This window comes from Cyclobacterium sediminis (assembly GCF_054781075.1).
On record NZ_BAAGVC010000004.1, the window covers coordinates 151,108 to 167,765 of the forward strand.

General features: G+C 38.6%; 13 protein-coding genes. 4 read left to right on the plus strand and 9 right to left on the minus strand.

All coding sequences use genetic code 11. From position 1 onward, the window contains the following. Nucleotides 1-188: 188 nt before the first annotated feature. The gene (locus ACYVHJ_RS08125; RefSeq protein ID WP_460513939.1) at nt 189-410 is read right to left on the minus strand and encodes a hypothetical protein; all 222 of its coding nucleotides are present in this window, start codon (nt 408-410) and stop codon (nt 189-191) included. A 578-nt stretch (nt 411-988) separates the two neighbouring features. Between ACYVHJ_RS08125 and ACYVHJ_RS08130 the strand changes: the two genes are divergently transcribed. Genes ACYVHJ_RS08130 through ACYVHJ_RS08140 form a run of 3 tightly spaced genes read left to right on the plus strand, consistent with a single transcriptional unit; the run spans nt 989 to nt 1,718 of the window. After that, nucleotides 989-1,234 (plus strand): ribbon-helix-helix domain-containing protein, encoded by a 246-nt coding sequence (locus ACYVHJ_RS08130; protein ID WP_040417784.1) that lies wholly within the window; start codon nt 989-991, stop codon nt 1,232-1,234. Next, nucleotides 1,231-1,503 carry a type II toxin-antitoxin system RelE/ParE family toxin gene (locus tag ACYVHJ_RS08135; protein ID WP_460513942.1) on the plus strand — a complete coding sequence of 91 codons (273 nt, stop codon included), beginning with the start codon at nt 1,231-1,233 and terminating at the stop codon, nt 1,501-1,503. Before ACYVHJ_RS08130 ends, ACYVHJ_RS08135 begins: the two co-directional genes overlap by 4 nt. Continuing rightward, a complete protein-coding gene (locus ACYVHJ_RS08140; RefSeq protein ID WP_460513944.1) occupies nt 1,500-1,718 on the plus strand; it encodes a helix-turn-helix transcriptional regulator in 219 nt (72 codons plus the stop codon). The genes ACYVHJ_RS08135 and ACYVHJ_RS08140 overlap by 4 nt, the downstream gene beginning before the upstream one ends. 152 nt (nt 1,719-1,870) lie before the next feature. Here the strand turns inward: ACYVHJ_RS08140 and ACYVHJ_RS08145 are convergent, their stop codons facing one another. The 8 genes from ACYVHJ_RS08145 to ACYVHJ_RS08180 form a co-directional block, all read right to left on the minus strand. Continuing rightward, on the minus strand, nt 1,871-1,939 hold the full coding sequence (locus tag ACYVHJ_RS08145; protein WP_339902368.1) for a hypothetical protein: 69 nt from the start codon (nt 1,937-1,939) through the stop codon (nt 1,871-1,873). Between the two features lie 479 nt (nt 1,940-2,418). Continuing rightward, nucleotides 2,419-3,552 (minus strand): sialidase family protein, encoded by a 1,134-nt coding sequence (locus ACYVHJ_RS08150; protein ID WP_460513946.1) that lies wholly within the window; start codon nt 3,550-3,552, stop codon nt 2,419-2,421. Nucleotides 3,553-3,605: 53 nt separating this feature from the next. Continuing rightward, nucleotides 3,606-5,276 carry an apiosidase-like domain-containing protein gene (locus ACYVHJ_RS08155; protein WP_460513948.1) on the minus strand — a complete coding sequence of 557 codons (1,671 nt, stop codon included), beginning with the start codon at nt 5,274-5,276 and terminating at the stop codon, nt 3,606-3,608. Nucleotides 5,277-5,522: 246 nt separating this feature from the next. Beyond that, complete coding sequence (locus tag ACYVHJ_RS08160; RefSeq protein ID WP_460513950.1) at nt 5,523-6,419, minus strand: alkaline phosphatase; 897 nt, start codon at nt 6,417-6,419, stop codon at nt 5,523-5,525. A 1,541-nt stretch (nt 6,420-7,960) separates the two neighbouring features. After that, nucleotides 7,961-9,139 carry a sialidase family protein gene (locus ACYVHJ_RS08165; protein WP_460513952.1) on the minus strand — a complete coding sequence of 393 codons (1,179 nt, stop codon included), beginning with the start codon at nt 9,137-9,139 and terminating at the stop codon, nt 7,961-7,963. Beyond that, a complete protein-coding gene (locus ACYVHJ_RS08170) occupies nt 9,139-10,617 on the minus strand; it encodes a sulfatase (protein ID WP_460513954.1) in 1,479 nt (492 codons plus the stop codon). The genes ACYVHJ_RS08165 and ACYVHJ_RS08170 overlap by 1 nt, the downstream gene beginning before the upstream one ends. A gap of 31 nt (nt 10,618-10,648) precedes the next feature. Continuing rightward, nucleotides 10,649-12,130, minus strand: a complete 1,482-nt coding sequence (locus tag ACYVHJ_RS08175) for a RagB/SusD family nutrient uptake outer membrane protein (RefSeq protein WP_460513956.1) — start codon at nt 12,128-12,130, stop codon at nt 10,649-10,651. 11 nt (nt 12,131-12,141) lie between these two features. Next, nucleotides 12,142-15,231, minus strand: coding sequence for a SusC/RagA family TonB-linked outer membrane protein (locus ACYVHJ_RS08180; protein WP_460513958.1), 3,090 nt, complete (start codon nt 15,229-15,231; stop codon nt 12,142-12,144). A gap of 496 nt (nt 15,232-15,727) precedes the next feature. On the opposite strand from ACYVHJ_RS08180, the gene ACYVHJ_RS08185 reads away from it, so the two are divergent. Continuing rightward, a complete protein-coding gene (locus ACYVHJ_RS08185; RefSeq protein WP_460513960.1) occupies nt 15,728-16,597 on the plus strand; it encodes an AraC family transcriptional regulator in 870 nt (289 codons plus the stop codon). Nucleotides 16,598-16,658: the final 61 nt, after the last annotated feature.

The window sequence follows — 16,658 nt, forward strand, 5'->3', positions numbered from 1 at the left end:
GCTTTCAAACTGTTGCTTCAACTTGAAATAGTACGGCCCAACAGGTCAGTTCCTAGAATAAAAAGGTATAGTGCCAGACCCAGTAATTTTATAACTTATAAACCTTAGCTAAATGACATTGCCCGGATTATGTAATAGGATTCGTAATGAGTGTTGCAATCTCAAGAAAATCAGACTGTTTGGAGATTTTAGCATAGCACCGCTATGGTGAAATTGAAAACAGCAACGATTGGGTATTTTAAAGCGATTTCAGCACGTAATAGAATATCTATCGCATATTTCGGGTTTAAAGTTCTCTGTTTGTTCAAGGTCTCTTTGTTTACCTCATCTCTGTTTACAAGGGGATAATCATTTTCGTCCAATAATATAATCAAGTCTACCTTCAATTGGCGCAGTCCCGCTTGTTCCAATAGGTATATTTTGCTTTGTCATCTACCACATCTTTCACCAACTGGCATTGGAAAAATCTGTCAACGTTACCCAAGCGCTTTTAGAGTATTCATCATCCACGAATTACACTGATGTACTGACCACCAAAAACAGCCTATTAAAAGCCCAATTAAACGGAGTGAGTGATAAACTGCAAGAATTACAGGAAGTCGTTCTGTTGTACCGAGCCCTAGGTGAAGGTTGGCAATAGTACAGTATTCAGGTGTATGTGAATTAGGTAGTTCTATTCTTTAAATCCAGCTTTTATAATTTCAAGTTCCGGTAAGAAAAATACTGTTTGTATAATAGCCTAATTTTGATGGATTGGAAAAAAGCTTTGCAACACTTTCATATACTTGGAGAGGTCCTTTATAAGGATGCTGATAATATCATCTATATCCGGCCAACATAAGTAACCGAACTGAATTAGGATATTTTTTAAGGTTATAGGGTATAGAATTTTTATAAAATGACATTCAATAATAGGGTACAAAATAAACAAGATACATTGTATACTCGTTAAATATGGTGTATTATTACACCATAAACACACAAAAAAATGGCTAGACAAACTATCTCTGTTAATGAACCGAATGACCGTTGGATGAAACAAAAAATTGAAGAGAATGAATTCTCCAGTAAAAGTGAATTGATCAACGACCTGATTCGTAGACAAAGAGAACAAGAAGAGGAGCGGTTATTGTTAAGGAATGAGCTTATAAAGGGTGAAAATAGTGGACTATCGAATAAATCTATGGCTGAAATTCTTACAGAGGCTAAACAAAGGGTAAAAAATGGCCAATGAATTATGTTCTTACCCGCCAAGCAGAAGAAGACCTTATTCAAATTTATCTTTATGGTCAAGTAGCTTTTGGTCCTACCCAGGCTGAAAAATACCATGGATCGCTAGAGAATACGTTTATTAGGATTGCCGAAAATCCTGAAATGTACCCTTTGGCAACTTCTATTCGTAAAGGTTATAGATATTGTGTTCATAGCTCACATACCATATTCTTCACAGTAGAGGATCAGGTCAGAATAGTTAGGATCATTGGTAAACAAAAATTTCCTTGATTTTAGATGTTCCATTCCGTTTATATAAGTTTTTTACACCAAAAATTGTTAATAAAAAAAGCGGCATCTCACCCAATATCGCACTCCGAATTCAGACCGTTTCTGGTGGAAGCGCCGAAATGTGGACTAAAATGCAGCACAAATATGACATGGTGCTAGCCATCAAAGAATTCGAGCGCAATAATCCAAAATTGAAAAGATTTGAAAAAGCTTAGAATTTTTGAGAAGAAACATCAAAAAAAGATTACAATGTCTTTAACCGCTTTCGGGTCTCATTGGAATGAGGAGATATTATAATATGGAGGAAATATTGGCCTATGATATTTGAGATTGTTTTTAACACTGTTTTATAATACCCAATTTACGCTCACCTCTGATACTTATTAAAATTCTCTGCTTGTTCAAAGATCTCTTTGTATACCTCATCCCTGTTCACAGGAGGGTAATCATTTTCGTCCAATAATATAATCAAGTCTACCTTCAATTGGAGCAGTCCCGCTTGCTCCAATCGGTATATTTTGCTTTGTCATCTACCACATCTTTCACCAACTGGCATTGGAAAAATCTGTCAACTTTACCCAAGCGCTTTTAGAGTATTCATCATCCACGAATTACACTGATGTACTGACCACTAAAAACAGCCTATTAAAAGCCCAATCAAACGGTGTGAGTGATAAACTGCAAGAATTACAGCCAGTCGTTCTATTGTACCGAGCCCACCCTAATAATCATGCTATATGCAGAAAGGATATAGTTTTTAGTACCTGCTAATCAATTGATCCAATAGAAATAAAACCTTCCAGGTTTCACTCGTCTAATTTTAATATCAGGCTGATGATCAACAAAACCCGGAAGGTTTGCGGATTTAACGTAATCATTACAATCAATAATTATATAATTAACCATTAATAATTATCAATTGTCCAAAAACGCCTCCCAATCCTTACCATCCGTAAGCCAGGCAAGGTTGAAAATGGCCATTTTACCTGAGTAGCCTTTTGGATCTTCGCCTTCCCCTTCAAAGAATAGGTAAATCAATCCTTCGCTTGGGGTACCGGCCCTTCCGGCGGTCATGGATGAATAGGCAAACTTGCCTTCTTCTACCAGTTTGTTTACCGGCCAGGTTTTGCCACCATCGAAGCTGGCCCAGACGGTCCCATGGTTTCTGCCGTCATTGGATACTATATTGCTATATAGCAACACATCATGCCCTTCGATTGGCAGTCTAATCAAGCCTGCCATCAAGCCGTAATCCCCGCTTTGGTCTCCATCAGGCAATTCTTCACTGACGTATAGGCCTTCCCAGGTCTCTCCCCCATCTGTACTATGTGCAATATGCCTCATTCTTGGGTTCAAGCCATCGGTGGACAGGTGCCGGCGGGAATTGTAGTAGATGGTTCCATCGGAAAGTTCTGTCAGCGTGGCTTCGCCTGTTCCATTGGCAGGAAAAGGGGCGCTTGTGTGCCAGGTTTTCCCTCCATCATCGCTATAAATGGCATTGGTATAATGGTTGGGCCAAAACTCCTTGTTGTTTCCTCCATCATAGTTGCGGGTTGCCCGAATCAATCTGCCTTTCTTTTCACCGAATTGTAAGGTAATGCCATGCTCATTCATGTGCATGGAAGGAACATTTCCATTTTTGTCTCCTATTAGGCTTGTTTCTTCAGCTGCCCATGTTTTCCCATTGTCTTTGCTCCTGTACATTTTAAAAGGGGAAATGGGATGACCTTCTTCTACAAATGCCAAAATATCTCCTCTTTCTTCGTCCACAATGACTCCTCCTCCTTGAAAACCGGGCTCGGCAAGGGTAATGATTGGTTGCCAGCTTTTTCCTCCATCTTCACTCCTGCGTACCTGGTAACTTTTATTTCCCCAAGTAGCTACAACAGAACCATCCTTGGCCGTCACCACATTGGGAAAACGCTCTCCTACAAAAATCTCTCTTAACTCAAAAACCGCTTTGCCATCATTCCAAAATTCATTTTTGGTTTTTTGATTGGCACAGGAACCCATAATCAAAAGGAGTGCGATAAATACTGATTGTCTCACTAGTATAAATTTTATTGGTACAAATTAAGAAATCAAAACAGGTAATAGTCAATTTAAATATTTTCCCTTTGACCAACAAGCAATACCCAAGGTTCATTGTCTGGGGCAGTGAAGGTCTGAACAGTTTCAGTCACAGAAGCTGCTGGCAAAAATGCTCCTGTCTTCGGATTGAACCATTGGTAAGGCATTTCAGGTGTTAACTCACTTAGGGTTATTTCTCCACCTTCGTTGAGATAGCTTACATAGAACTGACCAGCTTTTGCCAAGCAATGCATCCCTCCTGCCAGATCTTTTCGCTTCTCCATATCTGTAAAAGGCATGCCCTCCAAGGCACGTGCTACAAATCCCACATAGCGACTACCTTCCAGGTTCAAAGCTTCTCGCCAAGATACTTCAGAATTTGCCCATGCGGCCCATCCTTCTTCATCAGGACTCACTTTCCACTGCCACATGCCACCAGCACCGTAAACAACGCCCATGGTTCCTCCTGACATCAACTGCATCCATGCCTCTTCTCCCTGCCACCAGCCTGAACCATTTTCCGGATCTCTTATTCCTTCATAAGTCGGTTCTCCATTGGCCACTGCTTTGATAGGCTTGTTCTCATACATTTGCTCTACTTTATCATAAATCTTCTGGGCAGTATGTCCTGTTTGTGCCCACTGAAAGTCCAGCCATTCGGCATCCTGATAGGCTTTATTGTAATGTATTTCATAGGTGTCCGGATCAGCCCATTCAGGGATAAAATCATCAAAAGGATTGTAGTGAATGCCGGTAGGCTGTTGGTAAGCATCCCAAGCTTCTACTGCTTCGCCCCCTTCTTTAACGCCTACTTCTCTACCCATTCCATCTGCCCCTACCAACCACATGGCAGGCCAAGCACCATAACGAGCCACCAAGTATTTGCAATAGCGGGCATATTCAACAGGATCAACATTCTTGCCCAATACCTCTTGTCCTTTCCACCCAAAACCATGAAAGACAGGTTGATAGACTGGTACAATTTCATGAGCAACAAGGATACCCATTAGGCTGTCCATGTATTGAAAATAATCTGCATTGATTTGATTGATATGGCCCTGAGGCAAATCCGAAAAAGTAACAGCAAAACCTTGATCCGTATCCCGAGCATTGGGGCCGGTAGCTCCTTTGTCAGGCTGAATGGTCATAAGTAAAGCGGTATTAAAACCTTTTTCGCTACGATTTTTGGCGTAATGGGCCGTATTTTCATAGGTAGATCTCCAGGGCATGGCCCAAGGTGTATCACCCACCACGATAAAAGGCGTACCATCCGCATGCACCACATTTCGTTTGCCCTCAGACATGCGCAAAAGCCCATGACCTAACAATTGATTATTCCCGGTGTAGGCCACACTTTTAAGTCTTCCCTCTTGTCCATGCAAGCCGGTATCACTGCTATCAGAAGCGAGGGTATGCCACTTCCATTCGCCTTGAGCAACCGGAGAGGCAAAGCGAACTTTCCAGTTTTGCCCTCCATCCCAGAATGCAGGTCGGCGTAGTTTTTGTGACTCAGGGCCTATAAACTCAGCATACATTTCTACATCCGTATAGGGATTGTTATAGGAATTGGCAGCCGTAAAAACCAGCTCTATTTCCTCCCACTGAGGGGCCTCAATGGCAGCTTTTTCGGATTGAGAGGGAGTACAACTAAAGAGAAAATTACTAATGACAAGTAGGGCAAAGACATTTCTTGTTGGCTTCAAAATGGTAATATTTATGTACAAAATTAAATCGAATTTGGCTTATTTGGAAAATCCACACCCAGCTTACCCTATAATAGTAACTGATAAATACAAATAAACATACATTGAGATAAATACAATAAGTATATGTTTAAAATATTGTCATTGCCTTAGATTTTGTAATTATATTTTATAATAGACCAAAAGAGTTAAAACATTGGTTTTTGTTTTCCCAACAAATTTTCAATATTCTTTTAAATGACCTATTTATTTAATGCTTTCCAAAACAGGTTTTCCTCTCCATGCCTGTGGCATATCCAGACCAAATATCCAAGCAATGGTGGCAGCCGTATCATAGGTCATGATCAAATCCGAAATCTCATGGTCTTTTTTTATTCCTTTACCTGCAATTAACCATGGAATATATACTTCTTCAAGACTTTTCCCACCATGTCCTTTGCCCGTACCGCCATGGTCTGAAGATAGCATAAAAATGGTTTCATCAGCAATGCCTGCTGCTTCAATGGCCTGATAAATACGCCCAATTCTTTGGTCAACATTTTTTAGTTCTTCGTAGTATTCCGGAGTATCATGTCCAATTCCATGCCCTACGCCATCAGGTTCACTCAGGTGGACAAACAAGAAGTTTGGCTTATCATTTACAATAATTTCAGCGGCTTTTTCTGAACAGATTTCGTCATCATCCCCATGCATAATAATATCAATGGCATCTTTTTCCAGCAGGTATTCAATGCCTCCCCAGCTGTAAATGGCAGCAGTCTTGGCCTTTGGCATTTGTTCCCTAATTAGTCCAAATATGGAAGGGTAAATCCCGTAATTGCCAATTTTCGCAGATGGAATTTCAGGCGTTTTGCTACCCCATTCGGTATATCCATGGGCCGTCGGACCTGAGCCCATCAACATAGAGGCCCAGTTTACAGCACTTGATGATGGCAAAACCGTTCTGGCTTTTAGGCTGTAACTTCCGGATTCCATAATTCTTTTAAGATTTGGCATTTCAGCCTGAGGGATCGCATAAGCCCCTAAGCCGTCCAAACCCAATAAAACCACATGTTTTACTTTTTTCACCTGAGCTTGCAAGCCCACAGTCGTCAACAACATTACCGGCAATAACAGCACTAAAATTAATCTTTTACAGTTCATTTATTTTGATGTTTTAAATTGATCCTACTAATATTTGGTTTTCTAAGGTAAGATTCAAAAATACAACCGCTTATCCTCAGTCAAAGACCAATATTCATTCTAAGTTGTTTTTAGTATTCTTTATTCTAATTTAAGCTCCAAATCTATCAAATACTTACCAATTCAAAGTCCCGTTCATCCCAATTTTGGTATATTTTTAGGTGCAAATTAAATGATGAGATGGTAAGGCAAATGTATATTTTGACCCTTATTTAATTTATTTGACTTTATTTTAATTTGGTGAATATTTCAGGCTAAGACAAATTTTAAGCTAGAATTCAGGAAAAATGAACAGATAGGGTAAAGAAAAATTTGTAGGCAAGTAGGCAAGTTAAGACTTAGATTAAAAGATCAATTCATATTCATAGGAGAACGTTTATCAGAGAGATTTTGGCGGTATTGTTGCAGAATTGGCAACAATATTGCCAAAATCAATGAACGTAGGAATATCAATCCGGTGGCTCAGGCCACCGGCTACAAAAATATCACCCCTAAAGGGGTTTTCCGCTGGCATAAAGGTTAATATATGGTTTCGGTAAAGGATTGCAAAGTAGAGATTTTGTCAGCATTGGTGCGGAAATGGCAGCAATACCGCCAAAATCAATTGACGTCTACTTCACTAATCCGGTCGTTGAGGCCACCTGCTATAATCATGTCGCCCTTAAAGGGGTTCATGTTTATCGTAAAGAAAAAGATTTTGTTTTAACAGGGAGAGTTGCTAGTTAGGTTAATGGTCCAATTGGCTAGATAGCTTTAGGTGTTTCATTGAATCTCGACAAAGAAACTCTTTTATGACAGCATGTTATTTCAGGTATTTTCGGCCTTCAAAGCTTATGGTTTTTGGAGATGGATGGAGGGTGTTAAAAAAATGAGTTAGCTCCAATAAGGAGATCTACTCATTTTTAGCCAGAAATTCAGCTCCAAAAATCAAATGATGGATACGCTAATGATCTATTTTCCCTAAACCTAATCCATCATTTAAAATAAGATTTGACAGCCTTGACTTTTTTGGTTCGTTTTTGGGTCAAGCCAAAAATGAACAGTGGGAATAATGAAAAATTAACCAGTCAGGTGAGATCGGGATTACAAGGTCAATTCATTTCCATGAGAAAACGTTCGTCAGGGAGATTTTGTCAGCATTGTTGCAGAATTGGTACCAATACCGCCAAAATCAATGAACGTTGGATTATGTAAACTTGGGACAGTACTAACAAACAATAAATTTTAAAACTGAAAACTTTTTTCAGGACGGGTCATATCAATCCGGTGGCTCAGGCCACCGGCTACAAAAATATCACCCGTAAAGGGGTTTTTTATAGTTAAATAATTAATATGCGGTTCGATAAACCCAAACCATATTATTTTTAAAACCGGTGTATACGCATCCCTGAGTTGTCTCGTTTACTTAAGCTTATAAAACCAAAAAAAACCGTGGATTTTCATCCACGGTTTTTTAAACTTTTTTGTACTCTAAACACTATAAATGTTTGGAAATTAGAACTTTACTTAATCTTTCTGAACTTCTTGATTTTATGGAAGGTAAGGAAGTTGGCATCATGGTTATTGTGTGCACCTCCTACCCCATCATCATAAGCAGTTCTGGATAAGAAAAGAATGTCTTTACCATTAAACACCCAATCGACGTATTGAAAACCATGATTTTTTATGTCATCATGCTGCAACAACACCTTTTTTTGTTCCCAATGAATTAAATCAGGAGAAGAGAACAAGGCCTGAGTATTCCGGATACCTGCTGGGTTGGTTCGGTCTGTGGACTGTTTAATTGCTTCCGGAATAACATTGGCAATGGTCCAGTACAAGTTACTTTTCTTATCAAATCGGATGGTAAATTTTTTACTTCCTCCAGGAAAAGCTATAAAACCGGTTGCCGGATCAAAAGTAGCTTTTTTGCCATCCGCACTTATTTTTACCATAGCAGCTTTTTCTTCCAATGTAGATCGGTCATCAACTCTCAAAATGTCCCAAAGTTGCCCTTCTCTATCCACTACAGCATTGCCTTCTAGCCAGCCACCAAAATTACCATCAAGGTAAGTGGAGTCATAATATAGAATATTGCTGCTGGTCCAGCTGTCTGCTTTTAATAAATCCGCATCCACAGGGGCTGATAACATGAAAGCACCGTACCTTTTTCCCCATTTCTTGATTGGGCCCATGGCACTTTCCATGGCTCTCCAAATTCTGCCATTGTGCTCGATAATTGGCATTGGTGCACAATGGTACTCCCCTTCCAGAATTAAGCCATTATTTCCATCTGTGGGTTTTGTCCAGGTTTTTCCACCGTCATCTGAGCGCCTCACAAGCGTATTCCCATGATGTCTGTCCGGGCCAATTAACCAAAGTGTCCCTTGGTTCACAAAAAGTTTGGACCAAAATGCGCCATCTATTTCAGCAATTACCTCCCAGGATTTCCCTTTGTTGCTAGAGCTATAGATTTTAGAGGTTGCACGCACATGTTCATTGGACTCAGGTCCAAAATAATCATGAGAAGCTACGTAATCCCCATTAGGTAAAATGGCCAAACTTGGAGATCCGATGTATTTGCCTGAGGAAGCAGGGCTATAGGCCACTACTACACCGGGTACTTTTGAATCATCAAATTCCTGAGCGGCCAAGCCAAAACCGGAAAATAAAACTGTTATTAGAATCGCTACTATTTTCATTATTTTAAGTTTGTTTGTGTATTAATTCGTGGAAAACGCGCATTGGATGCATACAGCCGATCCAAAAGCGCTTCTTTCATTCTATCAGCTTCCCAGGGGCGAGCCTTGCTAAGATCAATCGATTCACCGGGATCGTGCTTAAGATCATAAAGCTCCACTTGGTCTCTGTCAAAAAAGTAAATCAGTTTCATCTGTCCCTTACGGATAGCCGCTTGAGGTCTAGTCTGACTGGCTTTACCATCTTCCACACCTATGTCCTCCAGTGCTTCATCGTACTTTTTCCCCTCTGGGTGGTAGTAAGGAAAATACCAAAACAAGGGTTTTTCTCTTGCTATATTCTTTCCTAATAACAATGGAATAATGGATTGCCCGTCCAGTTTTTCCATATTTATCGTCTTTGCTCCCCCAATTTCCATAAAAGTTGGCCAAAAGTCGGTTTGAATTACAGGACTGGCTGAAATACTGTTCGCAGCAACCTTCCCAGGCCAGGAAACAAGCATGGGTATTCGAATACCTGCCTCATATAAATTCCATTTACTCCCTCTATAGGGTGCATGAGAGGCATATCTGGGATGGCCTCCATTGTCTGAAGTAAATATTACCAATGTGTTCTCCCTTTGCCCTGATTTATCGAGGGCTTCCATTACCTGTCCCACATAATGGTCAAGCAATTCAATATTGGCGGCATATCGAAGCTCTTCTTCACTTAAATTTCGTTGGGCTTTTGCCTTGTATTTTTTCTCAATCCATTCTAAACCTTTCAGGTGCGGTGTATGAACAAAATAATGACTGACCATTAAGAAAAAGGGGAATTGACGCTCCTTTTCAATGAACTTAACCGCCTCAGTGGTTAATAAATCCTCAGGATATTGCCCTTCTTTAAGTTCTGTTAAAGACTTAGTTCCATTATAAGGATGCGAACCAAAGGTTTCTTTTGCCGTATCAAAGCCTTGTTGAGCAGGACCATGAGTCAAACTCCAGCCCTTGTAAACTTTATTATGGGAAGCCACATGCCATTTTCCTACGATCCCCGTTTCGTAGCCAAGTTCTTTAAGTCCTTCTGCCACAGTAACCTCATCTAGGGGAAGGTTTAAGGTAATAGGGGGAGAAATAAGCTTTTTATTTTTAAAAAGGGCTATCCATCGGTCATCCTCCCAATCCAGACTATCTTCCTTGAACTTGGTCACAAACTCAAAATTTAGCCTAGCAGGAGATTTTCCTGTTAGCAAAGCTGCTCTAGCCGGAGAACATAGAGGTGCTGAGGAATAGGCATTCGTAAAACTCATTCCTGATTTCATCAACAAATCTATATTGGGCGTTTCGGCTATTGATTCCCCACTGGCACCCGGATAATTGGCAATATCACCATAACCCAAATCATCTATATAGATCAAAAGGATATTGGGTTGTTCAGGAGGATCGTGTGGAAAAACCACTTTGCCTTCGGCACCAAAAATGGTGCCTAGGCAAAAGGCCATGAGCAAAAGCTTTTTCAAATTATTAATGGGTTTAATATCCTTCATTTTGAACTAGAAGTGGATTTGCATCCATGGTTGCAAAAGGAATTGGATATAATCTATGGTAGGGTTTGGCATTTGTCGCACCTCTGGCATGAGCAAACTCTATTAACTTATCCATTCTAATCAAATCTAATCTTCTTTTTCCTTCAGAATAAAATTCCCATCCTCGTTCATCCAGCACCTGCATCCTCAACTCTTCCTTTGAGGAAAAATCATTAAGACTCAATGGTGTAGTAATTCCTGCTCTTTCCCGAACCCTATTGATCAAGTCAATTGATTCTTGGTTTACCCCATTTAACTCATTTAATGCCTCAGCTCTATTTAATAAAATTTCAGCAAAACGAATTTCAGGGATATCATTTCCAAATGAAGCATTTACTCCCTCAGGATCCGGCCAATATTTGAAAGACCGAGTATTATCTTCCTCATCCAATAGAGAAATTAATTCACCATCTGTATTTATATATTCATGTAAAATCAAATCTTTCCTTCGGTCATTCTCATCAAATGAAAAATAAAATTTATCTCTAATTCGAGATTCATTAGGCCAGTTTCTCCAAGCATTTGAAAACTCTAATCCTGTTCGAGGATCTTTAGCAAAGCCAACAGGAAATGCAGTATTCATCCAACTATTAGACGCTCTTCTATCAGCGCTTGTTTTGGCAGGTCTTACCCAAATGTACTCACTGTTTCTCTCATTTTCTACTTTAAATAGGTCTTCATAAACGGGAAATAATTCGTAATTCCATTGGTCCATTATTTGACCTGCAAATTCAGCAGATTTTTGCCATTCTTTATTATTTAAGTAGAAATTTGATAACCAACCTTGGGCAGCAGCTTTATGAGCCCTACCATAATTGGCTTCCTGTCCAGGATCAGGTAGATCTTCCAATGCAGCTAACAATTCGGTTTCAATAAAGCCTAGCAGTTCTTCTGAGGAAGCCCTTGGTAACTGGATGTCATCTTCAGTTGATAATCTCAAAGGTACAGGGCCAAACTTCCAGTACAGTTTGATATAACAGGTTGCTCTTATAAACCTAGCTTCTGCAGCATAGAGCGTCTTCAGACTCTCAGATGCTACCAACCCATCTAAATTTTCCAAAACCAAATTGGCATTCCTTATTGCCCTATAAGGATAATCCCAATTTTGGCTTTGTAAAAGTCCAATGGAGGCATCCCAAGTAAAGTTAATATACTGAACAGCCGTAGCATTTACCCCATCACCTGTTTGGTAGGCAAAATCAGTTGTCCATTCGTCGGCCGCAAAAGTATAAATAGAGTTGTTTGAGATCATATTAGATGCATTAGCATATGCAGCGCCCATTAAGGATTCGATACCTTCTTTGGTTTTTAAGAAGTTTTCAGGTGCCAACTGAGAATAAGGATTTTCTTCCAAATAATCAGCACATCCATTAGTAAATATTACGGTTAATACAATAGCTAAACTTCTATATATCTTTTTGATTTCCATGATTCAATATTTTATAAAGTGAAACTGATTCCTGCCAAAAATGTCCTTGAAACAGGATATGCATTCCAATCAATCCTAAAATTTGCTCCTCCATTAGGATTAATCGCAGGATCCATACCACTATAATTGGTAATGGTTAATAGGTTTTGTCCAGTTACGTTAATTGTAGCGGCACTGAAAATGCCATTATTGGCCGGAATGTGATAACTTAATTTAATAGTATTCAACCTTAAATAGGAAGCATCTTCGACTGTTAAACTATTTACACGTTTTTCACCTTGGCTACTTGGGTTTACAAAAGAAGGAAATTCGTTAGATGGGTTTTCCGGTGTCCATCTATTTAACAAAGGTTCCGCATACCTATTTCTCCTTACCCCGGCAGGGAAATAGGTATCGATCAAACCATTATTAAGCATACTGGCTCCTTGCACACCTTCAATAAATACATATAGATCCAATCCTCTGTAGCTAAGGGTATTTCCTAAAGACCAGATAAAATCAGGAAACGAATTACCAAGAACTGTTCTATCATCAGTGTTTACAACACCATCTCCGTTAATATCTAAATATTTGATATCACCAGGATTTACATTGTCATTAGTGGAATCAAAATCATCTCCAGTCTGCCAAATCCCCAATACTTTATAACCATAGAATGACTCTAGCGGAACCCCCTCTTCAATTATTGCGATTTGTCCAGTGGCTCCAGCACTTCCTGTAACGATCCTTTGAATGCCTCCAAGGTCTGTCACTTCATTTTTTAAGGTTGTAAATGCTACGTTGGTTACCCAACTGATTTTACCTGAATTGATATTCCTAGAGGTCAATGCAAACTCAAAGCCTGAATTTTTAATACCACCTACATTAGTCAATTGAGAGGTGAAGCCAGTTGATCGTGGAATAGGCAAAGACAAAAGCATATCTGAAGTATTTTTCACATAATAATCCATACTACCATATAGCCTATCTCCCCATAAACCAAAGTCTAATCCAAAATCCAATTGCTCTGTTGTCTCCCACTTAAGATCCTGATTGGCAATTCGCGCAGGTTGTGTGGATGAACGTTGCTGATCATCATAGACTACTGTTGGCCCACCACTAAAAGTAGTAATAGATCGGAAATTTCCAATTTCTTGATTACCTGTTCTTCCCCAACTTGTTCTTAACTTAAAGGTACTTACCACTTCCTCTAGGGAGGAAAAGAAATCTTCCTCATTTAATTTCCACCCGGCTGCAAAGGATGGGAAATAACCGAATTTATTATTTTGTCCAAATCGCGATGAACCATCAGCTCTAATTGATCCAGTTAGTAGGTATTTATTGTCAAATATGTAATTTAGTCTAGCTAAATAAGAAAGTAGGGTGTTGTCCACCTTTGAACTACTAATAACGTTTAGGCTAGGGTTTCCTAGACTCAGGTTGAACGTTTCTGTAGCATCAGAAGGAAAACCTCTTCCTTGGGAAGAAAACCTTTTGGTGATAAATTTCTGAGTAGTCACACCACCAACCGCATTAAACGAATGTTTTTCAAATGACTTTTTGTAATTAAATAGGCCCTCAACCAAATAATTGGAAGCAACTCCATGCATAATTGTAGCTATACCACCTGCAGCCAACCCATCAATGGTTGTTCGATCGATATAATAATCTCTTTGCTGATTACTTACATCCCCACCAAGGTTTAATCTAAAAGAGAACTCAGGCGTAAAGAAGTATTCTCCATAAATGGAACCAAAGGTTCTATAGGTATTCCCTACCCCTCTTTTACCATTGGCTAAAGCCACAGGATTATCCACATTAATATGCTGGGAAATCACATAATCACCATTCTCGTCCCAGACATTAAGGGTTGGATCCATATGCATCGATGCAAAAACTACTCCGGCATGTTCATTAAGTTGAAAACCACCCGGGGTAAATTGATCATTGGAATAATTTGTACTAAGATTTATACCTGTATGAAATTTGTCATTTATTTTATGATCTAAATTGAACCTCAAACCATATCTTTCAAAAGATGAATTCATAACCAAACCCTCTTGATTGAAATAATTAAGTGATATCAAATAGTTAGTACTTTCATTTCCTCCTGATAGAGACAGGTTATGACTTTGGATTCCTGCATTCGGATTGTAAACTTCCTCCAACCAATCCGTACCTTGGCCGGTATAGTTTTCTACTAAATCTGTCGTAGAACCACCACCTGAATTAATAATATCATTAATAATTGTCTTGTATTCATCTGCATCAAGTAAATCTACCTTATTGGCAACATTTTGAATACCGGCATATCCATCATAAGAAACTTTCATTTTGCCACTTTTTCCATTACGTGTGGTTATAAGAACTACCCCATTTGCTCCTCTGGCACCATATATAGCAGTGGCGGATGCATCCTTTAGTACTTCAATAGATTCTATATCAGCAGGGTTAATAGAGCTCAATGGAGACCGCTCTGTCCTAGGGGCTGGGAATCTTTCTCCGGCACCGGACACAGCAGAACCATTACTAAAGGGTAATCCATCAATTACATAAAGGGGTGAATTACCAGAGTTGATAGATCCAACCCCTCGGATATTTACAGACATACCCCCACCAGGTTCCGCACTATTTTGTACTACCTGCACACCAGGCATTTTGCCAGCCAATAATTGCTCGGGACTTGAAATTGCACCTTGGTTAAAATCTTCTCTTTTTAATGCTGCAACTGAACCAGTAAGGTCACTTTTCTTGACAGTCCCATAACCTACGACTACGATTTCCTCCAAGGCGCTAATGTCTTCCGTTAAATTCACATTGATAATAGATCGGGAGTTGACCTGAATTTCTTGTTTTTCATAGCCAATCATGGAATAGATCAGTACCTGGTTACCATCGGGGACATTGATCGAATAGGAACCATCAATTTCAGTAACAGTTCCGATATTGGAGTTTTTCACTAAAATATTTACGCCAGGAAGACCCATAGGATCATCTTGGGTGGTCACCTTTCCTTTAATGGAAATTTGCTGAGCATGGGAAACATTCGATAAAACCATTACAAAAAAAAGTAATGGTAATAAAAGTGAAAATCCCCTAAAATAAGGCAGTCTTACGTTCATTATAAATAGATTTTGGGTTAGTATTATTAATTGAATTAAAATGCTTGAATCTTTACATAATTACTTACCAATATTATTGGGAAAATGCAGGCATTTAAACTTTTAAGCTTATTAATTTATGCCAGTTGATTAGTAATTTCTTTTATATCCAGACAAAGTATTTACACCTTCACCTACAGCTTTTCAGATGTAAATCCATCACATTCACTTTGTTTTTTCCTTCGAATTAACCTAAATCACTTGTTGGAACTAAAAAGAGTTTTGGATGTTCTTTCAACTGTTGCAGAAAAGAAATCAAAATTGATTTATACAAATATGTCATAAATCAAACTGAATTAATTATTATTTTTTGCCAAAAAATTATACTATTTTATCAATATTGGTAATTAAAATGCAGTATTTGATTGTAATTAATAATTAAATAATGCAAACTTTTATGCTAAAGGTGTAAAAGTGACATAATATTAAAATAATTAACCAGTCTAGCTTTAATTTAATGAAGCCACATTTTCATAAAATACCGAATTCATCACAACGCTCTTTCAGCATTCGATACGATAAAAGTCCAAACTTTGGAACTTTATGGCATTTTCATCCAGAATTAGAATTACACCATATTATTAATGGTCAGGGTACCCAGTTTATAGGTGATACAATAAGGAGTTTTTCTGATGGAGATCTAATTTTACTTGGTGAAAATCTACCTCATACATGGCGGTGCTCAGAAGAATATTTTCAAGGAAATCCCAAAATTAAAGTAGAAGCATATGTGCTTCAATTTTTACCTACCTGTTTCGGGAAAGATTTTATTGAATTGCCGGAGACACAAACTATAAACTCCTTATTTGAAAAAGCAAAAAAAGGAATGTTTATCTACGGAGAGACAAAAAATAAAGTAACAGATATATTAAAAGATACCTTTATATCAAATGAATTAGATCGATTAATTAACCTGCTCCGGATACTCAAAATTTTGGCTTTCACATCTGAATATGAAACAATATCACCAGGATACGCCAACAGTCAGCTTGCAAATGATACAGAGATGCAGAGATTAGAAAAAATTTACACCTATATTATGTCCCACTTCCGCGAAGACATTAGTTTAGAAAAAGTTGCTTCAATTGCAAACATGAGTGTAAGCACATTTTCTAGGTATTTTAAAAAAATGACAAACAAAACTTTTCTAGAGTTTCTGATTGAAATACGTATTTCAAATGTGTGTAGTGAGCTAATCGAGGATAGACTGCCAATAGAGATTATTTGCTATGACTGTGGTTTCAATAATATTAGCAACTTTTATAGGCATTTCAATAAAATTACCGGAATGACACCATTTGCCTATAAAAGAAAATATTTAAACTAATACCAAATATTAAGATGCTTAAACAAAAAAAAGAGGAAAACTACCGGTATTCAGGTAATTT

Bases quoted from the DNA above. Each gene is read 5' to 3' on its own strand.
- ACYVHJ_RS08180 (WP_460513958.1), bottom strand. From the start codon at position 15,231: ATGAACGTAAGACTGCCTTATTTTAGGGGATTTTCACTTTTATTACCA.
- ACYVHJ_RS08130 (WP_040417784.1), top strand. From the start codon at position 989: ATGGCTAGACAAACTATCTCTGTTAATGAACCGAATGACCGTTGGATG.
- ACYVHJ_RS08175 (WP_460513956.1), bottom strand. From the start codon at position 12,130: ATGGAAATCAAAAAGATATATAGAAGTTTAGCTATTGTATTAACCGTA.
- ACYVHJ_RS08165 (WP_460513952.1), bottom strand. From the start codon at position 9,139: ATGAAAATAGTAGCGATTCTAATAACAGTTTTATTTTCCGGTTTTGGC.
- ACYVHJ_RS08160 (WP_460513950.1), bottom strand. From the start codon at position 6,419: ATGAACTGTAAAAGATTAATTTTAGTGCTGTTATTGCCGGTAATGTTG.
- ACYVHJ_RS08135 (WP_460513942.1), top strand. From the start codon at position 1,231: ATGAATTATGTTCTTACCCGCCAAGCAGAAGAAGACCTTATTCAAATT.
- ACYVHJ_RS08170 (WP_460513954.1), bottom strand. From the start codon at position 10,617: ATGGCCTTTTGCCTAGGCACCATTTTTGGTGCCGAAGGCAAAGTGGTT.
- ACYVHJ_RS08185 (WP_460513960.1), top strand. From the start codon at position 15,728: ATGAAGCCACATTTTCATAAAATACCGAATTCATCACAACGCTCTTTC.